Here is an 18,969-nt window from a genome sequence, read left to right on the forward strand (position 1 = left end):
GTGAACCGCCGTACCGCTGGAAAGCCCGCCATGACCACGCATCCCAAGCTCACCGCCCTTGCCGAATCTCTTCCGGCAACGGTTCCCTTCGTTGGCCCGGAGGCGCAGGAGCGCCAGCGCGGACGCCCGTTCCGCGCACGCATCGGAGCGAACGAGAGCGGCTTCGGCCCCTCCCCCGCCGTGCAGGCCGTGATCGCCGCGGCGGCCGGCGATGTCTGGAAATATGCCGACCCCGAGAACCACGATCTAAAGGCGGCGCTGGGCGCGCATCTGGGGATCGCGGCGGAAAACATCGTGATCGGCGAAGGCATAGACGGATTGCTGGGCCTGATCGTGCGGCTGTTCGTGGAGGCCGGGCAGCCGGTGGTCACCTCGCTCGGTGCCTACCCCACCTTCAACTATCACGTCGCCGGGTTCGGCGGGCGGCTCGTCACCGTGCCCTATGCCAACGACCGCGAGGATCTCAACGGCCTTCTTGCCGCCGTGAAGCGCGAGGACGCGCCGCTGCTTTATCTGTCCAATCCCGACAACCCGATGGGCACATGGTGGGAGGCGGATGAAATCTCGCGGTTGATCGAAGCGCTGCCCGAAACGACCATGCTTGTGCTGGACGAGGCCTATGGCGAAACCGCGCCTGCATCGGCGATGCCCGCACTCGACGTTTCGCGGCCCAACGTGCTGCGCATGCGGACCTTCTCCAAGGCCTACGGGCTGGCCGGCCTGCGCTGCGGCTACGCGCTCGGCGAGACGCAGATGATCCGCGCGTTCGACAAGGTGCGCAACCATTTCGGCGTCAACCGCGTGGCGCAGACTGCGGCTCTGGCCGCGCTTGCAGACCAGCAATACCTCCGCTCGGTGGTCGCCGATGTCGATGCGTGCCGCAAGCGGATAGCGGGCATTGCGGTGGCAAACGGGCTTGTGGCGCTGCCGTCGGCCACCAATTTCGTCACCTTCGATTGCGGCGGCGACGGCGCGCCGGCGCTGCGCGTCATGCAGGAACTCATCAAGCGAGACGTGTTCGTGCGCAAGCCCATGGCCCCGGTACTCGACCGCTGCATCCGCGTGAGCGTGGGCCCGTCAGCCGAAATCGACCTGTTCGAGCAGGAACTGCCGGAGGCGCTGAAGGCTGCGCGGGGTTAGAGCTCGAGTTCCCAGTACTGGCCGGTCAGGTCCACGCCGAAGCTGTGATGCGCCTCCTCGCTGACCAACTGAAAGCCGACGCGTTCGTAGATGCGGCGCGCCTCGGCGAGGATGCTGTTCGTCCATAGAGTGAGCCGGCGGTAGCCGCTGTCGCGCGCCTGCTGCACGCAGCGTTCGACGAGCATGCGGCCGACGCCCCTGCCGCGCGCGGCGCTCTCCACATGCAGAAGCCGCAGCTTCGCCACCTCGTCGTCCTGCCGCACCAGAAAGATCGCCCCAAGCCGCTCGCCACCCCTCTCCGCGATCCAGCAGAACTCTCGGGCGGGCTGGAAATTTCGCAGGAAGTCAGCGCAGATTTGCGCCACCATCGCCTCGAACTCGATGTTCCAGCCATATTCCTCGGTATAAAGGCTTGCCTCGCGGCTGATGACCCAGCCGATGTCGCCGGGCCGGTGGGGCCGCAGCACCACGGGGACGTCCGGCTCGGCGTCGCCCTGCAACGTCTCGGTGATCCGGGCCATCGCATCGACCATGTTTTCGCGGTGAAGCGCATCCAGCGGCGCCAGAAGCGCTTCTATCTGCTGCTTGGAACGCGCCTGAAGCGTGTTGAGCGCGGCACGTCCCTTGGCCGTCAGTTCAAGCCTGCGCCGGCGGCGATCCTCGCCATCGGCGTGCGCCTTCACCAGCCCGTTCTCCCGGAACCGGCGCAATATGCGCGCCAGATAGGCAGGGTCGAGCAACAGGTCGCGGGCGATATCCACCGCGTTCGGCGATGCCCGATGGCCAAGCTCATAAAGCACGCGCGATTCGGCCAGCGTGAACTCGCTCTGCGTCAGCGTCTCGTTCAGCACGCCGATGGTGCGCGTATAGAAGCGGTTGAACTCCCGAACCCTGCCTACGCTGTCCTGCAACGAAGTCATCGCACCGCTCCTCGCCATCACGCCTCAAGGATAATGACAATTAGTGGACTGCGTCAACTATTCTCATTGTGCAGCACGGCCGCCGAAAGGCAAGACTGCCGCAGACATGGGCCCCGCTCCCGCACCCTCGGCGACGGCCATGTGCAAGTCCGACAGGCCGGCCAGGAATTCGCGCACCACCTGGCCACCGCCGAGCCGAATGATGTTGACGTGGTTTGCGTCCTCTATCACCGCCACGCTCGCCAACGCGGGGTTGGCTTCCGCCAGTACGCGGGCAAACAGCGGCGGCGTGACTAGATCGCGGCTTCCGGCAAGCAGCAGCACCGGCGCACGGATTTCGGCCACGCGCGCGACATTGTCGAAGCGCGATCGCACCAGTAGCGCAGGGATGTTGCCGGCCTGCTGCCTTACCGCCTGAAGGAAATTGGACAGCGGCGCCTCAAGGATCACCGCGCGCACATCCAGCTGCGCGCCGGTGTTGGCCGCGATCGTCGAGCCCATCGAGTAGCCGTAGAGCACGAAACCGCCCGGCGCCTCCACCCGCTCGCGGAACTGCGTCAGCATCGACATGGCGTCCAGATACAGGTCAAACTCCCGCGGCGTGCCCCTGTTGCCGCCATATCCGCGGTAGCCTGCGAGCAGCAGGCCGTAGCCCTGCGTGGTTAGTTCCAGCAGATGGCCCGGCTTGCGCATGATGTCACCGTCCCTACCAGGGAAATAGACGAGCACCGGCTTGTCGCCTTGCGGCGCGACGTACCAGGAGCGCAATTTGAGCCTGTCGTGCGTGGTGTGATCGAACGGGCGCAGAACCGCGTGGCCGTCCAGATCGAAGACGTTGAACGCCAGCCGCTGGCGAAACAGGATCCATTCGGGAACGAGCGACAGGACGATGGCGCAGGCAGCGACAAGGATTGCTGTGGCCGTTGCCAGCGGCAGTCGTCGAAATCGCGCGGCAGGGTCTCGTGTCGACTGCAGCATGTTTCTCAACGAGTTTTTCCGCGGAGGGTTCCTGTGGACAGTCCCGCGACACCGACCTTGAATTAATTGAACGTTCGTTTTATTCTTGTCGGAACGGGAGAGAACGATGGCGCGAACGGCCGGATCGGATGGAGGAAAGACGCAGGCCGCGATACGCGACGCCGCCATCAGCCTCATCGCCCGCTTCGGCTACGAGGCCGTGTCGATGCGCCAGCTCGCCGCCGAGGTCGGCGTGCAGGCGGCCGCGCTCTACCGCTATTTTCCCACCAAGGAAGATTTGCTCTACGATCTGATGACGGCGCACATGCAGGCCCTGCTGGCAAGCTGGCAGGAAGCACGCCCTTCCACCGCCGAGCCCGCGCCCCGGCTTGCTGCCTTCGTCAGAAACCACATCCGCTTCCATGTCGAGCGGCGTCATTCTACCCACGTCAACAACATGGAGCTGCGCTCGCTGTCGCGCGACAGGCTGACGGCGATCCTGCGTCTGCGTGCATCCTACGAGAAGGAATTGCGGCAAATCCTGCGCGACGGCGCGGAGCAAGGCGCGTTCACCGTAGAGGATGTGACGCTTACCGCCATGGCCATCATCCAGATGGTGACGGGAGTGATCGTCTGGTTTCGGCCCGACGAGCGCCTTTCCGTGGCCGAAGTTACGGATACCTATCACAAGATGACGATGCGCCTCGTGGGCGCACGCGAGAATTAGGGAGAAAGCCCATGTACGACCGCGTGATGAATTTCGGGCTCGGCGAGGACATCGACGCGCTGCGCGACACCGTGCGCCGCTTCGCGCAGGACCGGATCGCGCCGGCAGCGGGCGAGATCGACCGTTCCAACGAGTTCCCGGCTCACCTCTGGTCCGAAATGGGCGCGCTCGGCCTCCTGGGCATGACCGCCGATCCCGAATATGGCGGCACCGGCATGGGCTACCTCGCCCACGTCGTCGCGATGGAGGAAATCTCGCGCGCATCCGCCTCGGTCGGCCTGTCCTACGGCGCGCACTCAAACCTCTGCGTGAATCAGATCAACCGCTGGGGCACGGCAGAGCAGAAGGCGAAATATCTTCCCGCGCTGTGCGCTGGCGAGGCGGTGGGCGCACTGGCGATGTCAGAGCCGGGCGCAGGATCGGACGTGGTGTCGATGAAGCTGCGGGCCGACAAGAAGAACGACTGCTACGTGCTGAACGGCTCGAAGATGTGGATCACCAACGGCCCGACGGCCGATACGCTGGTGGTCTACGCCAAGACGGAACCGACCATGGGCTCGCGCGGCATCACCGCCTTCCTCATCGAACGCGGGATGAAGGGCTTTTCGGTCGCGCAGAAGCTGGACAAGCTGGGCATGCGCGGCTCCGACACCGGCGAACTGGTGTTCGAAGACGTCGAGGTGCCTTACGAGAACGTGCTGCATCAGGAGGGCAAGGGCGTCGAGGTGCTGATGTCGGGTCTCGACTATGAGCGCGTGGTGCTGTCGGGCGGGCCGCTCGGCATCATGGCCGCCGCGCTCGATGTCGCCGTGCCCTACGCGCAGGAGCGCCGGCAGTTCGGCAACGCCATCGGCGAGTTCCAGCTCGTGCAAGGCAAGCTTGCCGACATGTACACGACGATGAACGCCTGCCGCGCCTATGTCTATGCGGTGGCCACCGCCTGCGACCGCAAGGAGACGACCCGCAAGGACGCCGCCGGCTGCATCCTCTATTCGGCTGAAAAGGCCACCCAGATCGCGCTCGACTCCATCCAGCTTCTTGGCGGCAACGGCTACATCAACGATTACCCAACCGGCCGCCTGCTGCGCGACGCCAAGCTCTACGAGATCGGCGCTGGCACCAGCGAGATCAGGCGCTGGCTGATCGGGCGGGAGATGATGGCGGAAGGATAAATGGCAGCCTTTTGGATATTTGCCATAAATTGCCGAACGTGGCATATTTTCTCCTTTTCGCCATAAGGGAATGCACACAATGAGCCCGGACGAGAAAAGCGGCTTCGCGGAACAGTCACAGACTTCGTACGATGCGGAATTGCGCGAGCAGCTTCTGCGCAGACCACCCCGCTATGAGAAACTGAAACTCGGGAATGGCGGCCGGATCGTCATCCCCGCCGCCATGCGGGAGGAAATGGGCGTCAAGCCGGGCGACACGCTGATCGCTGAGGTAAAGGATGGCGAGTTGCGGCTGATCTCCCGCAGGATGGCCCTGCGACAGGTGCAGGCTGAAATGGCAAAGTACCGCAAGCCGGGCGAGAGCGTCGTCGATGAGTTTCTCGCGGAGCGCCGCGCCATGTGGGGCGAAGAATGATCGTTCTGGACAGTTCCGCCGTGCTGGCGGCCATGCTCAATGAGAGCGGCGCAGACAACGTCCATGCCGTGATCGACGACAGCGTCATATCGTCGATCAACGCCGCAGAGATCATCACCAAGCTAGTCGATCGAGGATTGCCGGGAGCTGAGGTCCGCGCCCGATACGAAAATCTTAGGCTGGAGGTAATCGCCTTCGATGAGTCCCTTGCTATCGCGACAGGTTTTCTGCGCTCCGCCACCCGGCACAAAGGGCTGTCGCTGGGCGACAGGGCGTGCCTGGCGCTGGCCATCCGCGAGAACGGCACGGCAGTCACGGCGGACCGCAAATGGGCCGACCTCGACCTCGGCTGCACGATAAAAGTGATCCGATAGGAGAAAGAGCTTGCCTGTCATCCAGTCACAACTGTCACCTTCGTCAGACACGTTTCGCGCCAATGCCGAGCGGATGCGCGAGCTTGTCGCCGACATCGGCGAGAAGGCCGCCGCCGTCGAGCTGGGCGGCAGCGCCGAGGCGCGCGAACGTCACCTGTCGCGCGGCAAGCTCCTGCCGCGTGAGCGTCTCGCCCAGCTTCTCGATACCGGCGCGCCGTTTCTGGAGGTGGGACAGTTCGCTGCCTGGAGCATGTATGGAGATGACATCGCGTCTGCCGGCATGATCTGCGGCGTCGGGCGCATCGAAGGCACGGAGTGCATGATCGTCGTCAACGACGCGACGGTCAAAGGCGGCACCTATTATCCGCTGACCGTGAAGAAGCATCTGCGCGCGCAGGAGATCGCGCTTCAGAACAACCTGCCCTGCATCTATCTGGTGGACTCCGGCGGGGCGAACCTGCCCAACCAGGACGAGGTGTTTCCCGATCGCGACCATTTCGGCCGCATCTTCTTCAACCAGGCCAACATGTCGGCGGCAGGCATTCCGCAGATCGCCTGCGTCATGGGTTCGTGCACGGCGGGCGGCGCCTATGTGCCTGCCATGTCCGACGAGACGATCATGGTGCGCAAGCAGGCAACCATCTTTCTGGGCGGGCCGCCGCTGGTGAAAGCCGCCACCGGCGAGGACGTGACGGCCGAGGAACTGGGTGGGGCCGACCTGCACACGCGCGAATCCGGCGTAGCCGACCACTATGCCACCGACGATGCCCACGCGCTGGCCATCGTGCGGCGGATCGTGAAAAACCTGAATCGGAACAAGCGCATCGGGCTTGCTCTCAAGAAACCGATTCAACCGCTCTATGCGCCAGATGCAATCTACGGCGTGGTGCCGACCGACCTGCGCCAGCCCTACGACGTGCGCGAGGTCATCGCCCGCATCGTGGACGGCTCGGAGTTCGACGAGTTCAAGGCCAATTACGGCAGCACGCTAGTCACAGGCTTCGCACACCTGCACGGCATGCCGGTCGGTATTCTCGGCAACAACGGCGTGCTGTTCTCGGAAAGCGCGCTCAAGGGCGCGCACTTCATCGAGCTGTGCTGCCAGCGCAAGATCCCGCTGATCTTCCTGCAGAACATCACCGGTTTCATGGTGGGCCGCAAATACGAGGCCGGCGGCATCGCCAAGGACGGCGCAAAGCTCGTTACGGCCGTTGCCACCGCCAAGGTGCCCAAGCTTACGGTCATCATCGGCGGCTCGTTCGGCGCCGGCAATTACGGCATGTGCGGACGCGCCTATTCGCCGCGTTTCCTGTGGATGTGGCCCAATGCCCGCATCTCCGTCATGGGCGGCGAGCAGGCCGCCACGGTGCTGGCCATGGTCAAGCGCGAGGGCTTCGAGCGCAGGGGCGAGGAGTGGTCCGCCGAGGACGAGGCGAAATTCCGTAAGCCGATCCTGATGAAATACGAGCACGAAGGCCACCCGCTCTACTCATCCGCGCGGCTGTGGGACGACGGCATCATCGATCCGGCCAAGACCCGCGACGTGCTGGCGCTAAGCCTGTCTGCGGCACTCAACGCCGAGGTGGAGGACACGAAGTTCGGCGTGTTCAGGATGTAGGATGAACAGGGGTTTGCCGGCCTTGCCTTCAACCGCCATTGACGAGATCGAGCACCAGACGGTGGACGTTTCCGCCGTCGCGCAGCTCGACGCGGTCGAACTCCTGGCTGCGCCGGCGCTGCTCCTGAGACAGCGGCCCGAGCCGGCTTTGAAGCTCGGCGCGCACCTTCTGGCATTGGGGATCGTTGGGCGCGCTGAGGCCGACCGACGTGGCTTCGATGGCCTTCACCAGATCGACGATGAAATCGCCGTGGATTTTCTCATGCGCGGTCACGCCTTCGACGAACGTCTCCCACAGCCGGCGCGTGCCCGCCGGCATGTCGCCGGACGCGCGAGGAAGGCGATAGGTGATGGTCAGGCTGGGCCGCGCGGAAACGAGCGTGCACGAGCCGTCCGGCTGCGGGCGATAGTCTCGCGACCAGAGCAGGTCGAAATCGGTGTAGGCGATGGCTCGGCCGACGCCGACCTGCGGGCCGTTCTCGCCGATCGAGCGATAGAGCTCGATACCGGAACTGCCGGACACGTTGTAATGCACGACCTTTTCGACCGGCTGCCAGTTGGCGGAGGCCGTGCCTGGCGCCAGCGCAACCATCGCGCAAACGATACTTGTTCGGATTCCGCTGCTCATGAAGCTTCCCGGCTCGTTTCAGCCGCGGAAGCTAGAGGGGGTTTCGGGACCGCGCAACCCGCAGGCCGTCGCTCAGAGCAGATTGGTGGTCATCTCGGGAAGGCCGAAGTCTCGCGGCGAACGTCCCGGCGGTCCGTAGCGCGTGCTGCCTTCGCGCCGGCGCGCGCGCGGCACGTCCACGGGCAGCGCGCCCTTGAACTCTTCCGTCCAGACCTCGAACCTGTGCAGCCTGTGAGAGCCGAAGGTGTGGAGAAGCGGCACGTCTGTCGCGTCGCGACCGCGCGCCACCACGATGCGGCCGATCCGGCGCTGGTTGTGGCGGGCATCGAACGTGTACCAGCGTCCACCCAGATAGGCCTCGAACCACGCGTTGAAGTCCATCGGCGCGGGATCGGGCTCGACGCCGATATCGCCCATGTAGCCGTTGACGTAGCGGGCCGGAATGTTCATCGCGCGGCAGAATGCGACCGCCAGATGGGTGAAGTCGCGGCACACTCCCACCCGCTCCTCGTGCGCCTCGACGGCCGTGCGGGTGGCGCGCGCAAAGCCGTAGGAAAACGTCAGGCGCGAGTGCACGTAATCGCAGATCGCCTGCACCCGCTGCCATCCCGGCGGCGTGTCGCCGAAAAGCTTCCACGCCAGCGGCGCGAGACGATCCGTCTCGCAGTAGCGGCTGCCCAGCAGGTAGACGAGGCATTCGTCGGGCAGCTTGTCGGCATCGATCTGCTCGGCGTCGGGCTCATAGTCGTCGGGCAGCCCGGGGTCTTCCACGACGGCGTCGTAGCGAAGCACGCTGATGCCCGGCTTGGCCACCAGCCGCTCGCATGCGTTGCCGAAGCAATCGACGAAGGTGCGCGCGTCCGGACGCGCCTCGGCCAAAGGCGGGCGCGACCAGCGTATGTCGCCATGTCGTTCGGGATGCACGCCCATCAGCGTGTAGAGCGGCGTTGTCCGATCGACTTCGATGGCTATCTTGTACCCGACACGAATAAGCACGGCGAACATCCCTTCAAAACGCGCAGTCTGTTCGCAAAATTCCGGGCGGGGCGGTTTGTTCCACCCTCGCGTGAAGAAAAGTCCAATGATCTCAACCAATTAATAAAAGACGTAGTGCACCGCACAATGCACGGCAAGACCACGTACAAACCCACGTCCTTGCCGGCATTTGCATAGGGAGCGGCAGAAATGTTCCAGAAAATCCTGATAGCCAATCGCGGCGAGATCGCCTGTCGCGTCATCCGCACGGCGCGGCGGATGGGTGTCGCCACCGTCGCGGTCTATTCCGACGCCGACGCCCGCGCGCTGCATGTCGAAATGGCCGACGAGGCCGTCCATATCGGGCCCTCACCCGTCGGAGAGAGCTATCTGGTTGCGGACAAGATCATCGCCGCCGCCAGGGCTACGGGCGCGCAGGCGATCCATCCCGGCTACGGCTTTCTTTCCGAGAACCCCGGTTTCGTGGATGCGGTGGAAGCGGCGGGGTTGGTGTTCATAGGGCCTTCGGCGGCCTCCATCCGCGCCATGGGCCTCAAGGACGCCGCAAAGCGGCTGATGGAAAAGGCCGGCGTTCCGGTCGTGCCCGGCTATCACGGCGAAGGGCAGGAGATCGTCATCCTGGCATCCAAGTCCCGCGAGATCGGCTATCCGGTGCTCATCAAGGCGCGGGCGGGCGGCGGCGGCAAGGGCATGCGCAAGGTCGATCACCCCGACGATTTTCCCGAGGCGCTGGCGGCGGCAAAGCGTGAAGCCAAGGCCGCCTTCGGCGACGACCGGGTGCTGGTGGAGAAGTACGTCGAGAAGCCGCGCCACATCGAGGTTCAGGTGTTCGGCGACAGCCACGGCAACGTCGTCCACCTGTTCGAGCGCGACTGTTCGGCCCAGCGCCGCCACCAGAAGGTGATCGAGGAGGCCCCCGCCCCCGGCATGACGGCGGAAATGCGTGCTGCGATGACCGAAGCTGCGGTTAAGGCCGCGCAGGCGATCGACTATGCGGGCGCCGGGACGATCGAGTTCATCGTCGACGCTTCGCAAGGGCTTCGCCCCGACCGCTTCTGGTTCATGGAGATGAACACGCGGCTGCAGGTCGAGCATCCCGTGACCGAGATGGTGACTGGCATCGACCTCGTCGAATGGCAGTTGCGCGTCGCGGCAGGTGAGCGGCTGCCGAAACTGCAGCCCGAGATTTCTCTCGACGGCCACGCCTTCGAGGCGCGGCTCTACGCCGAGGATGCGGCGAAGGGTTTCCTGCCCGCCATCGGCACGCTGCATCATCTGCGGTTCCCGGCAGAGGGCGAAGCCCTGCGCGTCGAAACCGGCGTGCGGCAGGGCGACGCCATCTCGCCCTTCTACGATCCGATGATCGCCAAGCTGGTCGTTCACGGCCACGACCGCGCAACGGCGCTGGACGCGCTGATCCATGCGCTGGAACGGACGGAAATCGCCGGCTCCGTGGTCAACACCGCCTTTCTGGCCGCACTTGCCGCCGATCCTGCCTTCGCGGCCGGCGACGTCGATACGGGGCTCATCGCGCGTCGGCAGGAGGCGCTGGTCGCCCTGCCCTCGCCTTCGCCGCGCGATATCGCGGCGGCAGCGCTGGCCGCAGCCGAGCCCGCCGTCGACACGACCGCCGACGATCCATGGACCGCGCTGGCAGGCTACGCGCACTTCCATGCGCCAGAAAAGCAGGTTCGCCTCGCCCATGACGGGCAGCCGATCCTCGCGCGCCTGTCGGTCGCAGCCAACGGAAACGCCACGGTGACCGTCGCAGACCATACGACAACCCTGCCAGCCTCGGGCGGCCGCCATCCCGCCGCCCGCTGGCCGGGCCATGTGACGGTGTTTGCCGGCGCCGCGAGCCACACCTTCGCGGTTGCCGACCCCTTCGCCGAGGCGGAGGCCGCAACTGCAGGCGGCGATGCGCTGCGCGCGCCCATGCCCGGCCTCGTCAAGGTGGTTCGCGCGGCGGCCGGCGATGCCGTCCAGAAGGGACAGCCCCTGCTGGTGCTGGAAGCCATGAAGATGGAGCACACCATCGCAGCGCCGCATGACGGCATCATTGCCGAGATCGCGACGGAGGGCGCACAGGTCACTGACGGCACCGTGCTGGTACGCTTCGAGGAAGCCGAACAGGCCTGACGCACCTCCAACGACGAAGGCCGCGCCGACTGTTTCCGTCGGTCGCGGCCATGCGCCCTAGTCAAGCCCCCGGCGCGCCCCACGCCCAAGCCTGCCATCCCTGTTTTTGCGGCCGGCCGTCATTGCGGCCTGCTCGTCGTTGATTTCCCCTCGGTGCCTTGCCCTGCGTATTCCTTTGACGCGGTTTCTTAGTGAACCGTCATCCACTCGCGGGCTTCGCGCAGTGCCTTCGCAATGTCCTGCTTGGACATCGAGGCCGACAGTTCGGCGCGCAGTTCCGCGGCGCGGTCCGAGCCCTTGATCGCTGCGATGTTGAACCACTTGTGAGCGGCGACGAGGTCGATGTCGCAGTCGCGGCCGGTGGCGTACATCAGTCCCAGTTCAAACAGGATTTCCGCCTGTGCGGTGGAGCCGATCCCGGCTTCAAGCATATCGAAACGAGCCATTTTCAAGTCCCCTGTCTATCTCCCGAGAACCCTTGTTTTGTGCGGGTCTCGTTGTGTGATCCGATGGTTTGGAGAATGCCGGGCAGGCTTGAATCCGTCGTTAAATGGCGTGCTTAATTTGAAGAAAACAAAATTAAAACAAGAGGTAAACCTCGTAATTCGTTAAGGATAGGAAGCGCGGCGTTCTGCGGGGTTTGCCGAAAATGCGATGAAAATTGCGCGAGGTAGGCGAAAGCCTTTGCTAACCACGCCACAGCCTTGCGCGTCAGGATTATGCGCCCGATGCATTTTTCGGCGCGCCGAAAACACGTTTCCCCGCCAGCAAAAATCTTCATCGCTCCACCTCGAGCGGCCCTTCCAAGCCGCTCGAAAGTGGATTACGTTTACGTTTGCGTAAGAAACGAGCGGCGCTTGCCGTTTTGGCGTGGCCGCATGGGAGGAAACATGCTTCGCACACTCACCCTGGCTTTTGCGGCCACCGTCATGCTTGCCGGCGCGGCTTCGGCAGATCCGATCCTTGGCAACTGGAAGACCGACAGCGGCGCGATTGCGCAGATCGCCTCTGCCGGAGGCGCGTTCACGATCACGCTGCGCAGCGGCGACCACAACGGCAAGCGCATCGGGCAGATGCAGCCCAACGGCGCCGGCAAGTACAAGGGCACGATCACCGATCCGGCCAACGACAAGACCTATTCCGGCAACGCCACGCTCAACGGCAACCGTCTGGCCATGCAGGGCTGCGTCGCCGCCATCTTCTGCCGGACGCAGAACTGGCAGCGCCAGTAGCAAGTCCATGATCTCGCGGCTGCGCGCCTGCGCAGCCGCCTTCCATCCCGCGTTAACGCGCCGTCAAGGTAGCTGAACGCCGGATGAACGCACATCTCAGACATGGTTCAGCCGCAGTCGGGCATGTTCTCGCCATAAACGAGGAACCGCCCGAATGCTCGCCCGCCGCTTCACCATCGTTTGCCTGCTGGTTTCGGTCTTCGGAATGATGCTCTCGGTGCTGGTCGCCGAGGACAGCCGCGCCAACCATGTGCGCGGCACCGGCTTCCTCAGCTGCGACGCAAATGGCTGCGGCCTTCCGGCCCGGCGCTAAGGAGCCCATGATGATGAACCACGGCGCAACGATAGATCTTTTCGGCACGCTGATCCGCGTCGCGCTGCTCGTGGTCGTCCTGTTCTCGCCGCTGGTCGCGATCCAGACGGTGCAGGCGGGCTCGAGCACGATCATCGAAGGCGGGGATACGCCCAAGAAAGGCATCGGCTTCGTCCTGCTCACCAGCCTGCAGCGCGTCTGACCACGTCTGCCCGGCGAAACAGCTTCAAACCGAAATTGCAGGCAGCCCCTCGAAACGTGAGGGGCAAGTCTCTATAATAGGTCATGGAAAAGCGAATCTACCCGGAACCTATCGAATCGGTCTCCACCCCGGAGCCATACACCCGTCAGAGCTTCACCGACGCGACCGAAGCCGTTGAAGCGCTCAAGGCTCTCTACGAACGCAACACGGCCTTCCTGCGCACCTCTTTCGAGGAACTCGCGACAGGCGTCGACCAGCACCGGCGCTACCGCGCCTTCTATCCCGAGGTCGGCGTCTCGACCGCCTCCTACGCCCAGATCGACACGCGCCTGGCCTACGGCCATATGCCCGCGCCGGGGCACTATTCCACTACCATCACACGGCCCGACCTGTTCGAGAGCTATCTCCTCGAACAACTCAAGCTTTTGATGCGCAACCACGGCGTGCCGGTGACGGTGGGCGAGTCCGAAACGCCGATCCCGCTGCATTTCGCCTTCCTCGAGGGCACGCATGTCGATTCCGCCTTTGCCGACCGCATCCAGCGGCCGCTGCGCGACCTGTTCGACGTGCCGGACCTCAACGCCACCGACGATCACATCGCCAACGGCACATACGAGCCGCTGCCGGGCGACCCGTCTCCGCTTGCGCCTTTCACGGCCCAGCGCATCGACTATTCGCTGCACCGCCTGTCGCACTACACGGCGACCAGCCCCAACCACTTCCAGAATTTCGTGCTGTTCACGAACTACCAGTTCTACATCGACGAGTTCTGCGTTCTGGCCCGCGACCTGATGGCCAAGGGCGGCGGCGGCTACGAGGCCTTCATCGAGCCGGGCAACGTCACCACCTCGGCCGGCGAGACCATGCCGCACGACGGCGCGACGCTGACCCGCATGCCGCAGATGCCCGCCTATCACCTGACCAAGCCCGGCCATGCCGGCATTACCATGGTCAATATCGGCGTCGGCCCGTCCAACGCAAAGACGATCACCGACCATATCGCCGTGCTTCGCCCCCATGCATGGCTGATGCTGGGGCACTGCGCCGGGCTGCGCAACACGCAGGCCCTGGGCGACTACGTTCTGGCGCATGCCTATGTGCGCGAGGATCACGTGCTGGACGACGACCTGCCGGTCTGGGTGCCCATCCCCGCGCTTGCCGAGATACAGGTGGCGCTGCAGGAAGCTGTGGCGGAGGTGACCGGCCTTTCGGGTTACGACCTCAAGCGCATCATGCGCACGGGTACGGTCGCAACCATCGACAACCGCAACTGGGAGCTGCGCGACCAGCGCGGGCCGGTGCAGCGCCTGTCCCAGTCGCGCGCCATCGCGCTCGACATGGAATCCGCAACCATCGCGGCCAACGGCTTCCGCTTCCGCGTGCCCTACGGCACGCTGCTGTGCGTCTCCGACAAGCCGCTGCACGGCGAACTGAAGCTGCCGGGCATGGCGACCGAATTCTACAAGCGGCAGGTGGCCCAGCACCTCACCATCGGCATTCGTGCGATGGAGAAGCTGGCCGAGATGCCGTCGGAAAGGCTGCATTCCCGCAAGCTGCGCAGCTTCTCGGAAACCGCCTTCCTTTAGCTTTCCCCCTGGCGCGGTCTTGATCGCGCCAAAATCGTCAACCACCTGAGAAACGATGGATCGGCTGAGGGGATCACTGCTGCTGCGGCTTCTGGCGCTGGCGACGTTGCTTGGCATCGTTGGAGCGCTGGCGTTCGGCTATCTGGGCTGGATACATCCGGCCTTCGATTCCTTCTCGCATCTGCGCATTCATCTGGCGGCCGGCCTGCTCGTCTGCGGCGTGCCGCTGCTGGCGCTGCTGCGCTACTGGCCAGAGACGGTCTGCGCCCTGCTTGTCGGCACCATGTCCATCGTGCAGACCGTCGGCTTACCGATGACCGGCCACGCGTTCGAGCGCGGGGCGATCCATGGCGGCACCTACAGGCTGATCCAGCTCAACCTGCGCTACGACAATCCGACGCCGCAGGCGGTGTTCTCGATGATCGGGCGCGAGAAGCCCGACATCGTTACCTTGAACGAGGTCTCGGCCTACTGGATCGACAAGCTGGCGGCGCTGAAGGCCGCCTATCCCCACCAGATCATCTGTCCGCCGCCGGCCTTCATCGGCGGTTCGGCGATCCTGTCGCGCCGCCCCTTCGCGCACGGCTTCACGCCCGAGTGCGGTGATCGAGGTTCGCTTGCTCATGCGATCCTCGACATCAACGGCAATACCCTTGAAGTAGCGGCACTGCATCTGGGCTGGCCGTGGCCGTTCGCGCAGCCGTGGCAGCTTCCCCGCATGGAGCCGCTGCTGGCTCAGGTCGGCGACACCGCCATCGTGGCCGGAGACCTAAACGCCGTGCCGTGGAGCCAGACCGCGCGCCGCGTCGAGCGCGCAAGCGGCACGGAGATGCTGCGCGGCATCGGGCCCACCTATCTCGACCGCCGCTTCCCCGCGTGGCTGCGCACGTCGGCTGGCCTGCCCATCGACCACCTGATGGTCAAGGGCGGCGTGATACCGACAGGCGTCCGACGGCTCGACGCCGTCGGCTCCGACCATCTGCCGCTGCTGCTCGAATTCATGCTGCTGCCGCAGCAGCAGCGCGCGACGGTGCTGCAGGCGCAAATTCGGCAGTCGGCAGATCGGCAGTAGGTCCGAATGCCGATTGCCGATCTGCCGATCTGCCGACTGCCCGATTTCACATATTCGGATAGACCGGTCCCTCGCCACCCTGCGGCGGCACCCAGTTGATGTTCTGGTTCGGGTCCTTGATATCGCACGTCTTGCAGTGCACGCAGTTCTGCGCGTTGATGACGAACTTCACGTCGATGCCCATCCGGTCGGCGGCAGCATTGCCGTCTGCATCCACCCATTCGTAGACGCCCGCGGGGCAGTAGCGCGAGGACGGGCCGGCATAGACGTCATGCTCGGACCGCTTCTGCAATTCCATGTCGTTGACCTGAAGGTGGATCGGCTGATCCTCTTCATGGTTGGTGTTGGACAGGAACACCGAAGACAGCCGGTCGAAGGTCAGCACGCCGTCCGGCTTGGGATAGTCGATCTTCTTGTGCTTCGACGCCGGCTCCAGCGCGGCCGCATCGGTCTTGCCGTGCTTCATCGTGCCGAAGGGCGAGAAGCCGAACAGCGTGTTGAGCCACATGTCGAGCCCGCCGAGGCCGACGCCCAGCCACAGGCCGAACTTCGACCACAGCGGCTTGACGTTGCGCACACGCTTCAAATCCTTGCCGATGTCGCTCGCGCGCCAGGCGTTCTCGTAGGCGGTCAGCTCGTCATGCGAGCGACCAGCGGCGATGGCTTGAGCCACGTGCTCGGCGGCCATCATTCCGGACAGGACCGCATTGTGCGAACCCTTGATGCGCGGAACGTTGACGAGACCGGCCGAGCAGCCGATCAGCGCGCCGCCGGGGAATGAGAGCTTGGGGACCGACTGGAATCCGCCTTCGGTGATGGCGCGTGCGCCATAGGAGAGCCGCTTGGCGCCCTCGAAGGTGCCTGCGATCGACGGATGTGTCTTGAAGCGCTGGAACTCCTCGAACGGCGCGAGATACGGGTTCTTGTAGTTCAGGTGAACCACGAAACCGACGGCGACCTGGGTGTCCTCAAGATGGTAGAGGAACGAGCCGCCACCCGTCGCGCCGCCCAGCGGCCAGCCGAAGGAGTGCTGCACGAGGCCGGGCTTGTGATGCTCCGGCTTGACCTGCCAGAGCTCCTTGAGGCCGATGCCGTACTTCTGCGGCTCGCGCCCCTCTCCCAGCCCGAACTTCTGGATGAGTTGCTTGGCCAGCGAGCCGCGCACGCCCTCGCCGATCAGCACGTACTTGCCCAGCAGCGCCATGCCGGGCGCGTAGTTGGGGCCCTTGGTGCCGTCGCGCTCGATGCCCATGTCGCCGGTGGCGACGCCGATGACGGAGCCCGAATCGTCGTAGAGCACTTCGGCGGCCGCAAAGCCCGGGTAGATTTCGACGCCCAGCGCTTCGGCGTGGCCGGCCAGCCAGCGGCAGACATTGCCCAGCGAGACGATGTAGTTGCCGTGGTTGTTCATCAGCGGCGGCATGAGGATGTTGGGCAGCCGCACCGAGCCCGCCGGCCCGAGAATAAGGAAATGATCGTCGGTCACCGGCGTCTTGAACGGATGGTCGGCTTCCGAACGCCAGTCGGGCAGCAGCCGGTCGATGCCGATGGGATCGACGACCGCGCCGGACAGGATATGCGCGCCGACTTCAGCGCCCTTTTCGAGCACGACGACGGAAAGCTCGGGGTTGACCTGCTTCAGTCGGATCGCCGCGGCGAGACCCGCCGGCCCGGCACCGACGATCACCACGTCGAATTCCATGCTTTCGCGTTCAATCTCGCTCATTGAAATATCCTCTGCGTCCGCCCGTCGGCATTACAACCAAGATGATGACCCTTGCGCTCTTAACGCATGAATCGGCGGTGAGAAACCGCCTGCGACGCAGGGTCACGCAAATCTCTCCCCTTATGCAAAGGGCTATATTACTTTGACGTAAACGTCAATTTCATCCGAGGTTGGATGCTGCCAGCCGATTCTCGTCTCTGGGGATGATAGGAAGCGGCGATCTTCTACCGCGCCGACTTTGCCTGTAGAGTTGCCGGCATACGGGAGGATGCATGGTGAAGCTGCCGCATGTCCTGTTTCCGCTGGCGGGCCTGCTGACGGCAGGCCCAGCGTGGCCGGCCGACGATCTCGGCCGCTGGCATGCCGGCCCCTACTCCTATTCCGACGAGATGGGCGGCTTCACCATTCGCGGAATTTCGGGCTCCGGAACCCTCGACGATCCGGTCGTTCTGATACAGGAGCTCTATTCGGCCAGCCCGGTCACGCTGATGATACGCGCCGAAAAGCCAATTCGCGCAGGCGATTACTCGGGCAATTTCGCGCATGGAATCATCTACATCCGCCTCGAAACGCTCAACAGCAGCGGCCTGCCGTGGCTCGAATTCGAGTTCGAGCTGCAGGAAATCCACGGCCAGCCGAGCAGCTTCGGCGACGGACTTTCGTTCGACCAGCGGCGAACCGATTCCGCCAACATCTTTTCCGACAGCTATGCCGAGTTCAGCCGGGACTACGAACCCTACGACCGGCTGGTGTTTTCGAAGGGCTACACCGACCCTCTGGCAACGGTGGCGTTCGAGTTTCTCATCACCGATTTCACCCCGCGCTGGGAGTTCTTTCTCATACAGGACCCCACCGTGCCCTTCTCCTGACGGCCCCCGTCGCATATGGTCGCCGGCGTGATGCCGACCGCCGACCCCGCCATTCCTCCGATAGACCTTGCCGACCTGCTGCGGTTCTACGCCGATGCCGGGGTGGACGAGGCGCTGCTGGACGAGCCGGCGGACCGGTTCGCCGAGACCGCCACCGCGATGCCGCCCGTGAGAGCGCCGCAAACCGCGCCGGAGCCCGCCAAGGGACCGGCGACAACTCCCTCCCCAGCCCCTCCCCGCCCCGCGCCTTCCATGGCGGTGCCGGATGAGGCGCAGGCCGCAAAGGCACGCGAACTGGCGCGGCAGGCCGGATCGCTTGAGGAGCTGCGCGAGCTTCTTGCCGGGTTTGAGGGTTGCAATCTCCGGCTGACGGCGAAGCAGATGGTGTTTGCCGACGGCAACCCGCAGGCCGACCTGATGCTGGTCGGCGAAGCGCCTGGGCGCGACGAGGATCTTGAAGGCCTGCCCTTCGTCGGGCGCTCGGGCCGGTTGCTCGACCGGATGCTCGCCGCCATCGGCCTCGACCGCGCCAACGCCTACATCGCCAACGTGATCCCGTGGCGTCCGCCCGGCAACCGCACACCGACGCCGCTGGAAACGGAAATCTGCCGCCCGTTCATCGAGCGGCAGATCGAACTCGCCAATCCCAAAGTGCTGGTGACGCTGGGCGGGCCGTCGGCCAAGGTGCTTCTGAACGCCACTGAAGGCGTGCTGCGCATGCGCGGCAACTGGAAAGCGCACACCACCGCTTCCGGCCTGTCGATCCCCACCATGCCGACGCTGCACCCGGCCTACCTTTTGCGAAACCCCGCCCACAAGAAGCTTGCGTGGCGGGATTTCCTGGAGATCAGGGCGAAGCTGGAAGAGCTTCGCGGCTAGTCGT

Annotated in this window: 20 protein-coding genes; 14 read left to right on the plus strand and 6 right to left on the minus strand. The window is 64.6% G+C overall.

The genetic code is table 11. The annotated features are described in order from the left end of the window. Positions 1–30: 30 nt before the first annotated feature. The gene (locus FY036_RS04865; RefSeq protein WP_148913588.1) at positions 31–1,140 is read left to right on the plus strand and encodes a pyridoxal phosphate-dependent aminotransferase; all 1,110 of its coding nucleotides are present in this window, start codon (positions 31–33) and stop codon (positions 1,138–1,140) included. Here FY036_RS04865 and FY036_RS04870 read toward each other — a convergent pair. Further along, positions 1,137–2,060 carry a bifunctional helix-turn-helix transcriptional regulator/GNAT family N-acetyltransferase gene (locus FY036_RS04870; protein WP_148913589.1) on the minus strand — a complete coding sequence of 308 codons (924 nt, stop codon included), beginning with the start codon at positions 2,058–2,060 and terminating at the stop codon, positions 1,137–1,139. The genes FY036_RS04865 and FY036_RS04870 overlap by 4 nt on opposite strands. 63 nt (positions 2,061–2,123) lie before the next feature. Next, positions 2,124–3,038: an alpha/beta hydrolase gene (locus FY036_RS04875; RefSeq protein WP_235897541.1), complete on the minus strand. Its 915-nt coding sequence runs from the start codon at positions 3,036–3,038 to the stop codon at positions 2,124–2,126. 106 nt (positions 3,039–3,144) lie between these two features. Between FY036_RS04875 and FY036_RS04880 the strand changes: the two genes are divergently transcribed. The 5 genes from FY036_RS04880 to FY036_RS04900 all read left to right on the plus strand — a co-directional run bounded on the left by FY036_RS04880 (position 3,145) and on the right by FY036_RS04900 (position 7,323). Continuing rightward, positions 3,145–3,744 (plus strand): TetR/AcrR family transcriptional regulator, encoded by a 600-nt coding sequence (locus FY036_RS04880; protein WP_148913591.1) that lies wholly within the window; start codon positions 3,145–3,147, stop codon positions 3,742–3,744. Positions 3,745–3,755: 11 nt separating this feature from the next. Further along, complete coding sequence (locus FY036_RS04885; protein WP_148913592.1) at positions 3,756–4,916, plus strand: isovaleryl-CoA dehydrogenase; 1,161 nt, start codon at positions 3,756–3,758, stop codon at positions 4,914–4,916. A 79-nt stretch (positions 4,917–4,995) separates the two neighbouring features. After that, positions 4,996–5,331, plus strand: a complete 336-nt coding sequence (locus FY036_RS04890; RefSeq protein WP_148913593.1) for an AbrB/MazE/SpoVT family DNA-binding domain-containing protein — start codon at positions 4,996–4,998, stop codon at positions 5,329–5,331. Further along, the gene (locus tag FY036_RS04895; protein WP_148913594.1) at positions 5,328–5,705 is read left to right on the plus strand and encodes a type II toxin-antitoxin system VapC family toxin; all 378 of its coding nucleotides are present in this window, start codon (positions 5,328–5,330) and stop codon (positions 5,703–5,705) included. The genes FY036_RS04890 and FY036_RS04895 overlap by 4 nt, the downstream gene beginning before the upstream one ends. A 10-nt stretch (positions 5,706–5,715) precedes the next feature. Then, positions 5,716–7,323, plus strand: a complete 1,608-nt coding sequence (locus tag FY036_RS04900) for a carboxyl transferase domain-containing protein (protein WP_148913595.1) — start codon at positions 5,716–5,718, stop codon at positions 7,321–7,323. Between the two features lie 28 nt (positions 7,324–7,351). Here the strand turns inward: FY036_RS04900 and FY036_RS04905 are convergent, their stop codons facing one another. Beyond that, entirely contained in the window at positions 7,352–7,951 is a 600-nt protein-coding gene (locus FY036_RS04905) for a DUF922 domain-containing Zn-dependent protease (RefSeq protein WP_148913596.1), read from the minus strand. Between the two features lie 72 nt (positions 7,952–8,023). Then, a complete protein-coding gene (locus FY036_RS04910) occupies positions 8,024–8,947 on the minus strand; it encodes a transglutaminase-like domain-containing protein (RefSeq protein WP_148913597.1) in 924 nt (307 codons plus the stop codon). A gap of 189 nt (positions 8,948–9,136) precedes the next feature. Here FY036_RS04910 and FY036_RS04915 point away from each other — a divergent pair, with 189 nt between their 5' ends. After that, positions 9,137–11,086, plus strand: a complete 1,950-nt coding sequence (locus FY036_RS04915) for an acetyl/propionyl/methylcrotonyl-CoA carboxylase subunit alpha (protein WP_148913598.1) — start codon at positions 9,137–9,139, stop codon at positions 11,084–11,086. 188 nt (positions 11,087–11,274) lie between these two features. Here FY036_RS04915 and FY036_RS04920 read toward each other — a convergent pair whose 3' ends face one another. Next, complete coding sequence (locus FY036_RS04920) at positions 11,275–11,532, minus strand: SEL1-like repeat protein (protein ID WP_148913599.1); 258 nt, start codon at positions 11,530–11,532, stop codon at positions 11,275–11,277. 444 nt (positions 11,533–11,976) lie between these two features. Here FY036_RS04920 and FY036_RS04925 point away from each other — a divergent pair, with 444 nt between their 5' ends. The 5 genes from FY036_RS04925 (at position 11,977) to FY036_RS04940 (ending at position 15,491) form a co-directional block, all read left to right on the plus strand. After that, positions 11,977–12,318, plus strand: a complete 342-nt coding sequence (locus FY036_RS04925) for a DUF2147 domain-containing protein (protein WP_148913600.1) — start codon at positions 11,977–11,979, stop codon at positions 12,316–12,318. A 154-nt stretch (positions 12,319–12,472) separates the two neighbouring features. Next, positions 12,473–12,631, plus strand: coding sequence for a hypothetical protein (locus FY036_RS23735; protein ID WP_161601096.1), 159 nt, complete (start codon positions 12,473–12,475; stop codon positions 12,629–12,631). A 13-nt stretch (positions 12,632–12,644) separates the two neighbouring features. Further along, positions 12,645–12,833 (plus strand): hypothetical protein, encoded by a 189-nt coding sequence (locus FY036_RS04930; protein WP_161601097.1) that lies wholly within the window; start codon positions 12,645–12,647, stop codon positions 12,831–12,833. A gap of 83 nt (positions 12,834–12,916) precedes the next feature. Further along, positions 12,917–14,419, plus strand: coding sequence for an AMP nucleosidase (locus FY036_RS04935; protein WP_148913602.1), 1,503 nt, complete (start codon positions 12,917–12,919; stop codon positions 14,417–14,419). Between the two features lie 55 nt (positions 14,420–14,474). Further along, the gene (locus tag FY036_RS04940) at positions 14,475–15,491 is read left to right on the plus strand and encodes an endonuclease/exonuclease/phosphatase family protein (protein ID WP_235897528.1); all 1,017 of its coding nucleotides are present in this window, start codon (positions 14,475–14,477) and stop codon (positions 15,489–15,491) included. A gap of 46 nt (positions 15,492–15,537) precedes the next feature. Here FY036_RS04940 and FY036_RS04945 read toward each other — a convergent pair whose 3' ends face one another. Beyond that, positions 15,538–17,217: an electron transfer flavoprotein-ubiquinone oxidoreductase gene (locus tag FY036_RS04945; protein ID WP_148913603.1), complete on the minus strand. Its 1,680-nt coding sequence runs from the start codon at positions 17,215–17,217 to the stop codon at positions 15,538–15,540. A gap of 272 nt (positions 17,218–17,489) precedes the next feature. Between FY036_RS04945 and FY036_RS04950 the strand changes: the two genes are divergently transcribed. Both FY036_RS04950 and FY036_RS04955 read left to right on the plus strand, forming a co-directional pair. Then, positions 17,490–18,086 (plus strand): hypothetical protein, encoded by a 597-nt coding sequence (locus FY036_RS04950; RefSeq protein WP_148913604.1) that lies wholly within the window; start codon positions 17,490–17,492, stop codon positions 18,084–18,086. A gap of 30 nt (positions 18,087–18,116) precedes the next feature. After that, positions 18,117–18,965, plus strand: a complete 849-nt coding sequence (locus FY036_RS04955; protein ID WP_148913707.1) for a uracil-DNA glycosylase — start codon at positions 18,117–18,119, stop codon at positions 18,963–18,965. The last annotated feature ends 4 nt before the right edge of the window (positions 18,966–18,969 follow it).

Origin of the sequence: Neoaquamicrobium microcysteis (genome assembly GCF_008180155.1) — a bacterium.
Lineage (GTDB): Bacteria > Pseudomonadota > Alphaproteobacteria > Rhizobiales > Rhizobiaceae > Aerobium > Aerobium microcysteis.